Source organism: Pseudarthrobacter defluvii, from assembly GCF_030323865.1.
In the GTDB taxonomy this organism is placed as follows: domain Bacteria; phylum Actinomycetota; class Actinomycetes; order Actinomycetales; family Micrococcaceae; genus Arthrobacter; species Arthrobacter sedimenti.
The window spans coordinates 2,475,930-2,488,100 of the sequence record NZ_CP066362.1 but is presented as its reverse complement, the minus strand read 5'-3'; the positions used below and the strand labels follow the sequence as shown (position 1 = coordinate 2,488,100).

The 12,171-nt window shown below is 65.5% G+C and carries 9 protein-coding genes and 2 tRNA genes; 4 read left to right on the top strand and 7 right to left on the bottom strand.

Features of this window, described 5'->3' with window-relative positions; all coding sequences use genetic code 11:
- Positions 1 to 39: 39 nt before the first annotated feature.
- The 4 genes from JCQ34_RS11505 to bcp all read right to left on the bottom strand — a co-directional run bounded on the left by JCQ34_RS11505 (position 40) and on the right by bcp (position 3,452).
- Entirely contained in the window at positions 40 to 1,707 is a 1,668-nt protein-coding gene (locus JCQ34_RS11505) for an ABC transporter substrate-binding protein (RefSeq protein ID WP_286397689.1), read from the bottom strand.
- A gap of 164 nt (positions 1,708 to 1,871) precedes the next feature.
- Positions 1,872 to 2,576, bottom strand: a complete 705-nt coding sequence (locus tag JCQ34_RS11500) for a fasciclin domain-containing protein (protein WP_286397687.1) — start codon at positions 2,574 to 2,576, stop codon at positions 1,872 to 1,874.
- A 231-nt stretch (positions 2,577 to 2,807) separates the two neighbouring features.
- Positions 2,808 to 2,889: transfer RNA gene (locus tag JCQ34_RS11495), tRNA-Leu, on the bottom strand.
- Between the two features lie 89 nt (positions 2,890 to 2,978).
- Positions 2,979 to 3,452 carry a thioredoxin-dependent thiol peroxidase gene (gene bcp, locus JCQ34_RS11490; RefSeq protein ID WP_142133484.1) on the bottom strand — a complete coding sequence of 158 codons (474 nt, stop codon included), beginning with the start codon at positions 3,450 to 3,452 and terminating at the stop codon, positions 2,979 to 2,981.
- Between the two features lie 96 nt (positions 3,453 to 3,548).
- Between bcp and JCQ34_RS11485 the strand changes: the two genes are divergently transcribed.
- Positions 3,549 to 4,007, top strand: a complete 459-nt coding sequence (locus tag JCQ34_RS11485) for a MarR family winged helix-turn-helix transcriptional regulator (protein WP_286404460.1) — start codon at positions 3,549 to 3,551, stop codon at positions 4,005 to 4,007.
- 782 nt (positions 4,008 to 4,789) lie between these two features.
- Here the strand turns inward: JCQ34_RS11485 and JCQ34_RS11480 are convergent.
- The 3 genes from JCQ34_RS11480 to JCQ34_RS11470 form a co-directional block, all read right to left on the bottom strand.
- Positions 4,790 to 4,865: transfer RNA gene (locus JCQ34_RS11480), tRNA-Lys, on the bottom strand.
- A 113-nt stretch (positions 4,866 to 4,978) separates the two neighbouring features.
- Entirely contained in the window at positions 4,979 to 6,067 is a 1,089-nt protein-coding gene (locus tag JCQ34_RS11475) for a PQQ-dependent sugar dehydrogenase (protein WP_286404457.1), read from the bottom strand.
- A gap of 40 nt (positions 6,068 to 6,107) precedes the next feature.
- Positions 6,108 to 7,298: a sunset domain-containing protein gene (locus JCQ34_RS11470; protein ID WP_286397684.1), complete on the bottom strand. Its 1,191-nt coding sequence runs from the start codon at positions 7,296 to 7,298 to the stop codon at positions 6,108 to 6,110.
- Between the two features lie 260 nt (positions 7,299 to 7,558).
- Between JCQ34_RS11470 and ilvD the strand changes: the two genes are divergently transcribed.
- The 3 genes from ilvD (at position 7,559) to ilvN (ending at position 12,105) form a co-directional block, all read left to right on the top strand.
- Positions 7,559 to 9,277, top strand: a complete 1,719-nt coding sequence (ilvD, locus tag JCQ34_RS11465; protein WP_286397682.1) for a dihydroxy-acid dehydratase — start codon at positions 7,559 to 7,561, stop codon at positions 9,275 to 9,277.
- Between the two features lie 405 nt (positions 9,278 to 9,682).
- Entirely contained in the window at positions 9,683 to 11,590 is a 1,908-nt protein-coding gene (locus JCQ34_RS11460; RefSeq protein WP_142133488.1) for an acetolactate synthase large subunit, read from the top strand.
- A 2-nt stretch (positions 11,591 to 11,592) separates the two neighbouring features.
- Positions 11,593 to 12,105: an acetolactate synthase small subunit gene (gene ilvN, locus JCQ34_RS11455; RefSeq protein WP_141160110.1), complete on the top strand. Its 513-nt coding sequence runs from the start codon at positions 11,593 to 11,595 to the stop codon at positions 12,103 to 12,105.
- Positions 12,106 to 12,171: the final 66 nt, after the last annotated feature.

Here is a 12,171-nt window from a genome sequence, read left to right as displayed (position 1 = left end):
ATCCCCGCGCGGGCCACATACTGAAATTGGCCCGGCCCGTCAAGACTTTAGCTGGACCTTCGTAAAAACTTCGTTTAAGACCGGGGATGCCGGGTAGCTCTGAACCCGGTCTGAGAGGGCAAGCGCGGAAATGGGGAAGGCGACGGGAACCGCCGGCACCGTCGCAGCTATCTGGGCGTTAATGGTGTGATAAAGGTCATCCCGCTCCTTGCCGTCGGGCAGTCCGCGGGCCCGGTTGATCTTCGAGAACACCTGCGGATCCTGGTACCCGAACTCGCCGTTTTTCTCCCCGAAGAGCGGCCCCACGAAGTTGTCCGCGTCCGAGTAGGAGCCGTTCCAGCCGAGGATGTGGAACGCGTGGTCGCCGGCGGACTGGACCTTCTGCAGGTACCCGTCGGACCAGTCCACCGGGACCGGCTTGATGTTGAAGCCGACGGCGGTGAGCTGGCGGCTGAGCTCGGCGTACACCTTCTCCGGCGTGGGCAGGTAGGGCCGGGTGACGTTCAGGGGGTAGTAGAACTTCAGTTCCTCGCCCGCGTAGCCACCCTCCTTCAGGTAGTCCTTGGCCTTCGTCGGGTCGTGTCCAAGCTCCGGTGCGTCGTTGTTGAAGCCGCTGATCTTGGGCGGCACAAACTGGGTTGCCTTGGCGGTGTTGTCGATGAAGAACTTCCGGATCAAAGTTTCCTTGTCGATGGCCAGCTCCACCGCCTGCCGGATCTTCAGGTTCTGCAGTACCGGGACGTCCTGGTTGATGCCCACGTACATCACCGAGAACGGATCGCGCTGGACAATCTGCTTGCCGCGTTTCACCAGTTGGTCGAAGTTGCCCACGGTCACGGCGTCGTAGCCGTCGATGGTGCCGTCCAGCAGTGCCTGGAGGCGGGTCTGCGGGTGGTTGTAGGCCAGGAAGTTGATGGTGGCGATCTGGCCCCGGTCTCCCCAGTAGTTCCGGTTGCTGGACAGGGTCACATTGTCAGTGCCCCAGGCGGCGAGGGTGAAAGGGCCCGTTCCCACCGGGTTTGTGGCGAACGCGGACATGGCCTGGCCGCCCCGGTTCTGGTCCAGGACGTCGGCTTTCCCGGACGCGAGGGCTGCCGGGGAGGCGATGGCAAAGGCGGGCAGGGTCAGCGCCTGGAGAAACGCGGTGAAGCGCTGGGTGAGGTCGATCTGCACTGTGTCGGGGGCCGGCGCCGTGCAGCTTTTGAAGATGGAGAGGCCGGGCTCGTCCGAGTATGCCTTGAACACGCCCTTGAAGGAGCTTCCCGGTGCCTGCTTCCGCAGTGCCACGGGGAAATTGAACCAGCGGTTGAAGTTGGCGCAGACGGCGTCGGCGTTGAAGGGGGTGCCGTCCTGGAAGGTAACTCCCGTGCGGAGCTTGAATGTGTAGGTGCGGCCGTCGTTGGACTCATTCCACTCGGTGGCCAGGAGCGGGGTGGGCTTGCCGGTGGTCTGGTCCACGCCCACCAGGCCTTCGAGGATCTGCCGGGTGATGCGCTGCGACTCCACGTCGTTGGACAGCGCCGGGTCCAGGCCCAGGGGCTGGGCGGCCGTACCGAAGTTGAAGGTGGCCGCAGGTTCCGCCGACGTGGTGCTGGGGGGTCCGGAGGTGGGGGAAGGGGACGGCATGCCTGTGCACGATGTCATGCCCAGCGCCATGAGGACGGCGCCGGCCTTGATGACCGTACGCCGCGAAGTACTGCTGGGCACTCGTTTATCACCTCTGGATGCTGCCGGTTCCGCCGCATGCGGGCCGGGATCCAGTCTAGGGGACAGGAACCGGAGCTGGTCCCGAAAGGCCATCCGGCGCGCCAAGGCCGGGTCCGCTGACGCCAGCGGACCCGGCCTTTTGTTGGGGGGCCTTACGGGAGGGCTTACTTGGGCATGAGGACCGAATCGATCAGATACACGGTTGCGTTCTTGGTCTTGACACCGCCGCAAACCACGTTGGCGTTGTCCACCTTGAGGTTGTCGCCGCTGCCTGTCACGGTCACGGAACCGCCCTGGACCGTGGCGTGGGTGCCGGCGATCTTGTCAGGGGTGATCTGGCCGGGGACTACGTGGTAGGTCAGGATCTTGCTCAGGAGGGCATCGTCCGTCTTCAGGGTCTCGATGGTGGCGGGGTCGATCTTCTTGAAGGCGTCGTCCACCGGGGCGAAGACGGTGAATTCGCCACCGTTGAGGGTGTCCACCAGATTCACCTTCGGGTTCAGCTTGCCGGAGACGGCTGCGGTAAGGGTGGTCAGGATGGGGTTGTTGGAAGCTGCCACGGCCACCGGGTCAAGGGCCATGCCCTCCACCGAGCCTGCGCCGGTGGGAACCTGCTTGGCGTAGGCGGCGCAGCCCGGCCCAACCAGGTTGGCTGCGGGGTCCATCATGCCGGCCGAGGAGCTGGCGGACGGGGACGCCATGGCGGAGCTTGACGGCGATGCCATGCTCGAGCTGGGGGAGGATGACATCGGCGCCGACGACGCTGAGGATCCTGAGGTGCTGCCCGAGCCGCCGCATGCGGTGAGGCTGAGCAGAGCGGCCGCTGCAACGCCTGCGACGGTGAAAGTGGTGCGCTTGAAGGTCTGCATTTCAGTTCTCCTTGGATCGTTTGCCTGCCGCCGTCGGACGTGTGCCGTCGCCGTGCGGTCTGCCTTGCGGTAAGCACCTGCCCTTGGCTGGTGTCTCAATGGCTATTCGGCCGGTGGGCAGCGGCGGATGGGTGGATCTTTGGAGTTTTTCGAATTGAAGCAGGAACAGGCACCGGGCCGGCGGCTGCTTAAAGCACGAATCCCCCGGCCGGAGCCGGGGGATTCGCCAGGTGCGCAAGGGGGGACTTGAACCCCCACGCCCGAAGGCACAGGAACCTAAATCCTGCGTGTCTGCCAATTTCACCACTCGCGCGCGTCACCCGGCGCGTTGAAAGTACGACGGCGGATGACAGGTTCCATTGTAGCGTCGCCCGGGCGGTGGGCCGGGCAGCCGCGGCCGGGTCAGGCGTCCAGGTTCAGGTCCCGCCTCAGCTTGGCAACGTGTCCCGTGGCACGCACGTTGTACTGGGCCAGTGCCACCTTGCCGTCCGGATCCACCACGATGGTGGACCGGATCAGGCCCTCGTAGGTTTTGCCGTAGTTCTTCTTCTCGCCCCAGGCGCCGTACGCCTCGGCCACCGCGTGGTCCGCGTCGGAGAGCAGCGGGAACGTCAGGGACTCTTTGTCAGCGAACTTGGCGAGTTTTTCGACGGGGTCCGGCGAGATGCCCAGGACATCGAAGCCGGCGGCCTGGAGGGAAGCCAGGCTGTCGCGGAAATCGCAGGCCTCCTTGGTGCAGCCGGGGGTGGAGGCGGCCGGGTAGAAGTAGACGATCGTGGAGCGCCCGGGCCGGGGAGCCAGGCTGACATCCTTGCCGGTTGAATCCTGCAGGGTGAAAGCGGGTGCATTGTCGCCGGTAACGAGTCTTTCAGCCATTGTTTTTCTCCTTGTTGCGGGCGGGACACAACAGCCTAATAAGCAGGTGGAGCGAGTGCTAATCGGCACTTGGTTATACTTGCTGCTATGCCTGATATGGATCACTGGCCCACAGGGCGCCTTCTGTCCACTGCTGCGCGCCTCGTTGAACACTCATGGAACGAAAAACTTGGCGCCATCGGACTCACCCACGCCGGTGTTATCGCCATCGAAGTCCTTGCCGCGCAAGGACCCATGACCCAGGCCCAACTCGCCCAGTACGTCCGCGTCCAGGCCCAGACAATGGGCAAGACGCTCAGCCGGCTTGAGTCCCACGGCCACATCGCCCGGGTCCGCAGCACCTCGGACCGCAGGAGCCATGTGGTGTCGCTGACTGAGCAGGGCAAGGAAGCCGTTGCCCAGGCCGTGGAGATGGAGCGTTCGGTGCTGGCATCCGCGTCGATCGACCCCGAACTGCTGCGCCAGGAACTCAAAGCCGTTGTGCGCGAGCTCGCCAGCCAGTTCGCCACCACACCCAGCAATGCCGGAGCCCTCATGGACAACGTGGCCAAGTAGCCGCGGGCACCGACACCCTAAGCGCGGACCTGGTCTCAAATGACCGGGCCGCGCTTTTTTGTGCCCGGCCGCCGCCCGCCGTCGTACTTCTCCGCCCCACTACCATCGATTGCTCCGTAACTGCCGTTTTGAGCGGCGAAAACGGCACTTACCCACCAATCGATGAGGGGGGACTGCGGTGGCGGCATCTGCTCCTGAGGCTTGCGGACTTGGTCTTGAATGGCCAAAGCCGCGCTTTCTTGTGCCCCGCTGCCGTCCGCCGTCGTACCCTTCCGCCCCCACCACCATCGATTGCTCCGTTAATGCCGTTTTGAGCCGTGAAAACGGCAGTTACTCAGCAATCGATGAAGGGGGACTGCGGCGGCGGCAGCAACTCCTGAAGCTTGCCCTCTGACCTGGTCTTGAATGGCCGGGGCCGCGCTTTTTTGTGCCCGGCTGCCATCCGCCGTCGTACCCTTCCGCCCTCACCACCATCGATTGCTCCGTTAATGCCGTTTTGAGCCGTGAAAACGACAGTTACTCAGCAATCGATGAAGAGAGTCATCCGAAAGCCGGGAGCCAAAATGGGGGGAGCAGTTGATGAAGCGGTGCAGCCCTGACCCTCCCCACCGTCGATTGCTCCGTAACTGTCGTTATGAGCGGTGAAAACGGCGATTACTCAGCAATCGATGAAGCGGTGCCACCCGAACGCCGGGGGCCGAGGGGGAGCAGTCGATGAAGGGGCGGGATAAACAAAACAGCCCCCGGCTCGTGTTTCCACAAACCGGAGGCTGTTTTCCCAGTGGTGCACCCCCCGGGACTTGAACCCGGAACCCATTGATTAAGAGTCAATTGCTCTGCCAATTGAGCTAGAGGTGCATCTTTTCGCTTCCATCCCCGGGCTTTTTCTTTCCCGTTGATCTCCGCAACGACATGAAACTCTACACGAACTTTTGGTGCAAGTGAAATCGGCGCCGCCAGCGGTGTCCGATTCACTGGGAAGGCCGCAAAACCAGCGCGAAATCAGGGTTTTCGCCGTTCGTCAGCAACCACAAGCCGCCTTCTGGAGTGCGAATCACGTCCCGTATCCTCCCATACTGTCCTGTGAAATAGGCCACAGGAACTCCGGCTTCCGTTCCGGACAGCGGTACCGCCCACAACCTCTCTCCGCGAAGTGCTCCCAGGTAGGCAACGCCATCCACGATTTCCAGCCCGCTGGGGGAAGACTCGCTGGTGGAGGGCCACACGACCTTCGCGTCCTCGAAGCCGGCGCGGTGCGGTGCCCCGGTCACTTCCGGCCAGCCGTAGTTGGCGCCCGGCAGGATCAGGTTCAGTTCGTCGTCCACATCGGGTCCGAACTCGGTGGCCCACAACCTGCCTGCGCTGTCCCAGGCCAGGCCCTGCACGTTGCGGTGGCCCAGGCTGTAGACGGCGTTGCCGAACGGATTGCCCGGTGCCGGACTGCCATCAGGCGTAAGCCGGAGGATTTTGCCACCCAGCGCGTTGCGGTCCTGGGGTTGGTCGCGGCGCTGGGCGTCGCCGGTGCCCACATACAAGAACCCGTCAGGACCGAAGCGGATCCTGCCGCCGTTGTGGGTGTTGGCTTTGGGTATTCCCGAAAACACCGGCTGGGGCGGGCTGAGCGTCAGGGCGCCGTCGGGAGCACTGTTCAGGGCAAGCCGGACAACCCGGTTGTCCTCCCGGCTTGTCAGGTATGCATACAGGTAGCGGTCCGAGTCAAAGTGCGGGGAGAGGGCCAGGCCCAGCAGGCCGCCCTCTCCGCCTGCTACCACGCCAGGGACCTTCCCGAGGGTAGTGGCCATCCCATCCCGCACTGCTTTCAGCAGTGCGGTGCCGCGCTCGGAGATGACGGCCGTTCCGTCCGGGAGGAAGACTGCAGCCCAGGGAGTGTCCAACTGAAACTCCAGGCGCTCCTGGACGGCGGGCGTAGGAACGGGAGCAGCAGATTGAGTGGGGACAGCGACGGCGCTTCCTGCCTGGGGGCCAGTACCGGCAGGGCTCGTGGCGGGTGCCGGCGCGGGCGGTCCTGTGCAGGCGGCGACAGCAAGGCATATGGCCAGGCAAGAAAGGCCCGCCGCAAAGCGACGGGCCTTCGTCCTGCTAGAGCCGCTTGCGCCGCGGAGCGCGGAAGCCCGCGGCCTCGGCGTGCGCAGCGGATTCAAACCACACTTCCGCCTTGGTCTGCTCATAGTCAGGGTGTCCTTCTTCGTAGTAGACCATCGCGGCCGCATCACCCTTGACCGTGTAGTCCTCGGGTCCGCTCCCGTCGGGGCCCGCAGCTGCGGAGCCGGCGCCGTAAGGCTCGTCGGCTGCGAGGTGTCCGGAGGGTTCAGTGGTGGCGGTGCCGTGCCCCGGGGCGCTGCTCGGGCCCTGGGGGAATTCCCCGCCCTGACCGGATGGCTGGTGATGGTCAGCCCCGTTCTCGACCAGCGCGGAGGACTGTGCCCGTTCCAGTGTTTCGGCGGCACCGGCGTCGCCCGGGGCAGTGCCGGCGGAGGCTGGCTGTGCAGCCCCTTCTGGTGCGCTTACTGAACCGGAAGTGTCTGCCCGGTGCTGGGGCGCCTGCCCGCCGGCCTGCTCGGCTGCCGGGGTGCCGGCGTCGTCCGCGCTTTCCACTGCGGCTGTTTCCGCGCCCGGAAGCGTCGGGGCGTGGGGCGCCGTGTATTCGTCATGGTGCACGGGGCGGGCAGTGGCGGGGGAGGGCTGGCCTGTGGGAGCCTCCGCCGCTGCACCTCGATGCGGGGCCGTCTCCGGGGAGGCGGTGCCGGCCGAAGCCGCCGGCGGCGTTGCTGTTCCGCTTGTAGTGGAGGAACCGGACCGGGATCCGGCCCCAGCTTCGGACCACTGGGTTTCCCACTCCGCCTGGTCGGCGGCCTCGTCCTGGCGCCGTCGTTCTTCCTGCTCCTGGCTGCTGTCGGAGGTGCCGTGCCCGCTGGTTTCCTGTCCGGGCATGCCCTCGCTGGCGTTGCCCTGGTCCCCGGTTCCGGTGGCACCTCCCGCTGCTTCGCGCGTGGAGGTGGCCGCGGAGTCCGCCGGTTCCTCGGCCGTGGAGGGCGCTGCCGGTTCAGCCGGCCGGCCGAATCCAGCTGCTGTGGGGATGCCGGTGGTTCCAGCGGCCTGGGCGGACGCTGCAGCGCTGCCGCCCTCGAGGGCCCCGTCGGTCCGGGTCCCGCCGGTCCCGGTGCCGGCTGACGGTCCGCCGGGCGGGTTGGCTGTTCTCTTGCGGTTCAGCAGCCACAGGATGATGGCGGCGATGATGACGACGAGGATGATCCAGAAAATAATGTCCATGGCAGGCCCTTCGGTCCAAGGTGGATGGGTGTCCTGCCCCGACGCTACGTCGGGTCACCACTGCTGTCCAGAGACGCCGCGCGCACGGAGGAAATGCCGCGCGGTTGCCCGCCGTCGGAGAGCTCTTGGGCGGACTGGCGCCCGGACTGTCTCGAAATATGAGATGCGCGTCCACCAATCGGGCAGTAATCTGCCGCATTTCCGCCTTTACCTCCGCCAACCGGTCGTTCTGGCGCTGTCCGAGCCCTAGACTTTCCGCTATGAGTGACAGCCGGATCGCAACCGATACCCAGCCTGACATCAAGCCCCGCAGCCGCGTCGTAACCGACGGAATCCATGCAGCCCCAGCGCGGGGCATGTTCCGGGCCGTCGGCATGGGTGATGACGACTTCGCCAAGCCCCAGGTTGGCGTGGCGAGCTCGTGGAATGAGATCACCCCCTGCAACCTCTCCCTCAACCGGCTTGCCCAGGGCGCCAAGGAGGGCGTGCACGCGGGCGGCGGCTTCCCGATGCAGTTCGGCACCATCTCCGTGTCCGACGGCATCTCGATGGGCCACGAAGGCATGCACTTCTCCCTGGTCTCCCGCGAAGTCATCGCCGACTCCGTGGAGACCGTGATGCAGGCCGAACGGATCGACGGTTCGGTCCTGCTGGCCGGCTGTGACAAGTCCCTGCCCGGCATGCTGATGGCGGCCGCCCGGCTGGACCTTGCCAGCGTCTTCCTCTACGCAGGGTCCATCATGCCCGGCTGGGTCAAACTTGAGGACGGCTCCGAAAAGGAAGTCACCCTCATCGACGCCTTCGAAGCCGTCGGCGCCTGCGCGGCCGGCAAGATGAGCATGGAAGACCTGACCCGCATCGAAAAGGCCATCTGCCCGGGCGAAGGCGCCTGCGGCGGCATGTACACGGCCAACACCATGGCCTGCATCGGCGAGGCCCTGGGCATGTCCCTCCCCGGCTCGGCCGCACCGCCCTCGGCAGACCGCCGTCGTGACGAATTCGCCCGCAAGTCCGGCGAAGCGGTGGTCAACCTGCTGCGCCTGGGCATTACCGCCCGCGACATCATGACCAGGAAGGCCTTCGAGAACGCCATCGCCGTCACCATGGCGTTCGGCGGCTCCACCAATGCCGTCCTGCACCTGCTGGCCATCGCCCGCGAAGCCGAAGTGGAACTGACCCTCGACGACTTCAACCGCATCGGCGACAAAATTCCGCACCTGGGCGACCTCAAGCCGTTCGGCCGCTACGTCATGACGGACGTCGACAGGATCGGCGGCGTGCCGGTGATCATGAAGGCACTGCTCGACGCCGGCCTGCTGCACGGCGACTGCCTCACCGTTACCGGCAAGACCGTCGCGGAAAACCTCGCCGCAATCAACCCGCCGGACGTTGACGGCAAGATCCTGCGCGCCCTGGACAACCCCATCCACAAGACGGGTGGCATCACCATCCTGCACGGCTCCATGGCTCCCGAAGGCGCCGTGGTCAAGAGCGCCGGGTTCGACGCCGACGTTTTTGAAGGGACCGCCCGCGTCTTCGAGCGCGAACAGGGCGCCCTGGACGCGCTCGACAACGGCCAGATCCACGCCGGTGACGTCGTGGTGATCCGCTATGAGGGCCCCAAGGGCGGCCCGGGGATGCGTGAAATGCTCGCGATCACCGGCGCCATCAAGGGCGCCGGCCTGGGCAAGGACGTCCTGCTCCTCACTGACGGGCGGTTCTCCGGGGGCACCACCGGCCTGTGCATCGGGCACGTTGCGCCGGAGGCGGTCGACGGCGGCCCCATCGCCTTCGTGAAGGACGGAGACAGGATCCGGGTGGACATCGCCGCACGCACCTTCGACCTGCTGGTGGACGACGCGGAACTCGAGGCCCGCAAGGTGGGCTGGGAGCCGCTGCCCGCCAGGTACACCAAAGGCGTCCTGGCGAAGTACGCCAAGCTGGTCCACAGCGCCAGTCAGGGCGCCTGGACCGGCTAGCAAGCCCTACGCTTAGTGGCTTGGCTTAATAAGGAAGCTCCGAGGGGACCCAAGCGTTCGGCGTCCGCGCCGTACGCTTGGGGAAGGAGCCTCCGCCTGCCGCCTGAGTTGGGCAGGCTCCGGGCGTGATCGAGCTGCGATAGGATCAAAGGGTGGACAACGGGGTCCACATGGTGAGATAGGGTTGTTGCTCGTTGACACCCATCTTGCCAAGAGGGAAAACTGAACGCATGACTCTCGTTACCGCCGGCACCGTCGTCGTCCTTACCAAGCGCGTGGCACATTAGCCCCTGGTAACGAACAGTCACGCGCAAACCCCTCACAAGCCGCCAGGCCGAGGGGTTTTTTTATTCTTACCGCTTTAACCAGTTCCAAAACCAGAGAAGATCCACAAGGAAGAGTCCGATGAGCAAAGGATCGCCCATCAGCCCCTCGCTGATGGCCACCAAGTCCGCTGGAGCCGCCAAGGCCCCGGAACGCGCCGACCGGACGGCTGACCATGCCGCCGTCGTCGCCGACCTTGCTGCCGTCTCTCCTGTCCTTGGGCCGAACAACGTCGTACCCCCGACGGTGATGACCGGCTCGCAAGCAATCGTCCGCTCGCTCGAAGAACTCGGCGTCGACGACATTTTCGGTTTGCCTGGTGGCGCGATCCTGCCCACCTACGACCCCTTGATGGCCTCCACCATGAACCACGTGCTGGTCCGTCACGAACAGGGAGCCGGCCACGCCGCGCAAGGCTACGCCATGGTCACCGGGCGGGTGGGCGTCTGCATCGCCACCTCCGGACCCGGGGCCACCAACCTCGTTACCGCCATCATGGATGCCCACATGGACTCCGTGCCCCTGGTGGCCATCACCGGCCAGGTATCCAGCGGCGTCATCGGCACCGACGCCTTCCAGGAAGCAGACATCGTGGGCATCACAATGCCCATCACCAAGCACTCGTTCCTGGTGACCGACCCCAACGACATCCCGCACGTGATGGCCGAGGCCTTCCACCTGGCCTCCACCGGCCGTCCCGGCCCCGTCCTGGTGGACGTCGCAAAGGACGCCCAGGTGGGCCAGATGACCTTCTCCTGGCCGCCGAAGATCGACCTTCCCGGCTACCGCCCGGTCACCCGCGGCCACAACAAGCAGGTGCGGGAGGCCGCGAAGCTCATCGCCGCTTCCACCAAGCCGGTCCTGTACGTGGGCGGCGGCGTGGTCAAGGCCCACGCCTCGGCCGAACTGTTCGCCCTCGCCGAAGCAACCGGGGCCCCCGTGGTGACCACCCTGATGGCCAAGGGCGCGTTCCCGGACTCGCACCCCCAGCACGTGGGCATGCCGGGCATGCACGGCAGCGTTTCGGCCGTCACTGCCCTGCAGCAGTCCGACTTGCTGATCACCCTCGGCGCCCGCTTTGACGACCGCGTCACCGGCGTGCTGAAGACCTTTGCGCCCAACGCCAAGGTCATCCACGCGGACATCGACCCCGCCGAGATTTCCAAGAACCGCACCGCGGACGTGCCTATCGTCGGGTCCGTCAAGGAGATCATCCCGGAGCTGACCGAGGCCGTCCGGAGCCAGTTTGAGGCTTCCGGCACCCCGGACCTCACCACCTGGTGGGCGTTCCTGAACAACCTCAAGGACACCTACCCGCTGGGCTGGACCGAACCGGACGACGGCCTCATCGCCCCGCAGAAGGTCATCAAGCGGATTGGCGAGCTGACCGGTCCCGAGGGCGTGTACGTGGCGGGCGTGGGCCAGCACCAGATGTGGGCTGCCCAGTTCATCAAGTACGAGCGCCCGCACGCTTGGCTCAACTCCGGGGGCGCCGGCACCATGGGCTACGCCGTCCCGGCGGCCATGGGCGCCAAGGTGGGCGAGCCGGACCGCGTGGTCTGGGCCATCGACGGCGACGGCTGCTTCCAGATGACCAACCAGGAACTGGCCACCTGCGCCATCAACAACATCCCCATCAAGGTTGCTGTCATCAACAACTCCTCGCTGGGCATGGTGCGGCAGTGGCAGACCCTCTTCTATGAGGGCCGCTACTCCAACACCGACCTCAACACCGGCCATGACACCGTCCGCATCCCGGACTTCGTCAAGCTGGGGGAGGCCTACGGCTGCGCGTCCTTCCGTGTTGAGCGCGAAGAGGACATTGATGCCACCATCCAGAAGGCCCTCGAGATCAATGACCGCCCCGTGGTTATCGACTTCGTGGTGAGCCCCAACTCCATGGTGTGGCCGATGGTGCCCGCCGGCGTGAGCAACGACCAGATCCAGGTTGCCCGCAACATGACCCCGGAATGGGAAGAGGAAGACTGAGCATGACCCGCCATACACTTTCCGTCCTGGTTGAGGACAAGCCCGGCGTCCTGACCCGCGTGGCCAGCCTCTTCGCCCGCCGCGCCTTCAACATCAACTCCCTGGCCGTTGGCCCCACCGAAGTGCCGGGTGTCTCCCGCATGACTGTGGTGGTCGACGCCGACGGCGACCTCATCGAGCAGGTCACCAAGCAGCTCAACAAGTTGGTCAACGTCATCAAGATCGTTGAGCTCACCCCCGAATCTTCCGTACAGCGCGACCACATCCTGGTCAAAGTACGTGCGGATGCCGCAACACGCCTGCAGGTAACCCAGGCCGCAGACCTGTTCCGCGCCTCAGTGGTTGACGTGTCCACCGACTCCGTCGTCATTGAGGCCACCGGCCACCCCGAAAAGCTCACAGCCCTGCTCTCGGTGCTGGAGCCCTTCGGCATCCGCGAAATTGTGCAGTCCGGCACCCTGGCCGTTGGACGGGGATCCCGCTCCATGAGTGACCGGGCGCTCCGCTCCGCCTAGGCGTCCAGCCCACGGCGGCACCCGCGCCCGTAACCGCAGCACCGCAAGACCACTATCTAGAAAACC

What these genes read in the sequence shown, in the direction of transcription:
- JCQ34_RS11460 (WP_142133488.1), top strand. Translation starts at nt 9,683, where the DNA reads ATGAGCAAAGGATCGCCCATCAGCCCCTCGCTGATGGCCACCAAGTCC.
- JCQ34_RS11470 (WP_286397684.1), bottom strand. Translation starts at nt 7,298, where the DNA reads ATGGACATTATTTTCTGGATCATCCTCGTCGTCATCATCGCCGCCATC.
- bcp (WP_142133484.1), bottom strand. Translation starts at nt 3,452, where the DNA reads ATGGCTGAAAGACTCGTTACCGGCGACAATGCACCCGCTTTCACCCTG.
- ilvD (WP_286397682.1), top strand. Translation starts at nt 7,559, where the DNA reads ATGAGTGACAGCCGGATCGCAACCGATACCCAGCCTGACATCAAGCCC.
- JCQ34_RS11500 (WP_286397687.1), bottom strand. Translation starts at nt 2,576, where the DNA reads ATGCAGACCTTCAAGCGCACCACTTTCACCGTCGCAGGCGTTGCAGCG.
- JCQ34_RS11485 (WP_286404460.1), top strand. Translation starts at nt 3,549, where the DNA reads ATGGATCACTGGCCCACAGGGCGCCTTCTGTCCACTGCTGCGCGCCTC.
- ilvN (WP_141160110.1), top strand. Translation starts at nt 11,593, where the DNA reads ATGACCCGCCATACACTTTCCGTCCTGGTTGAGGACAAGCCCGGCGTC.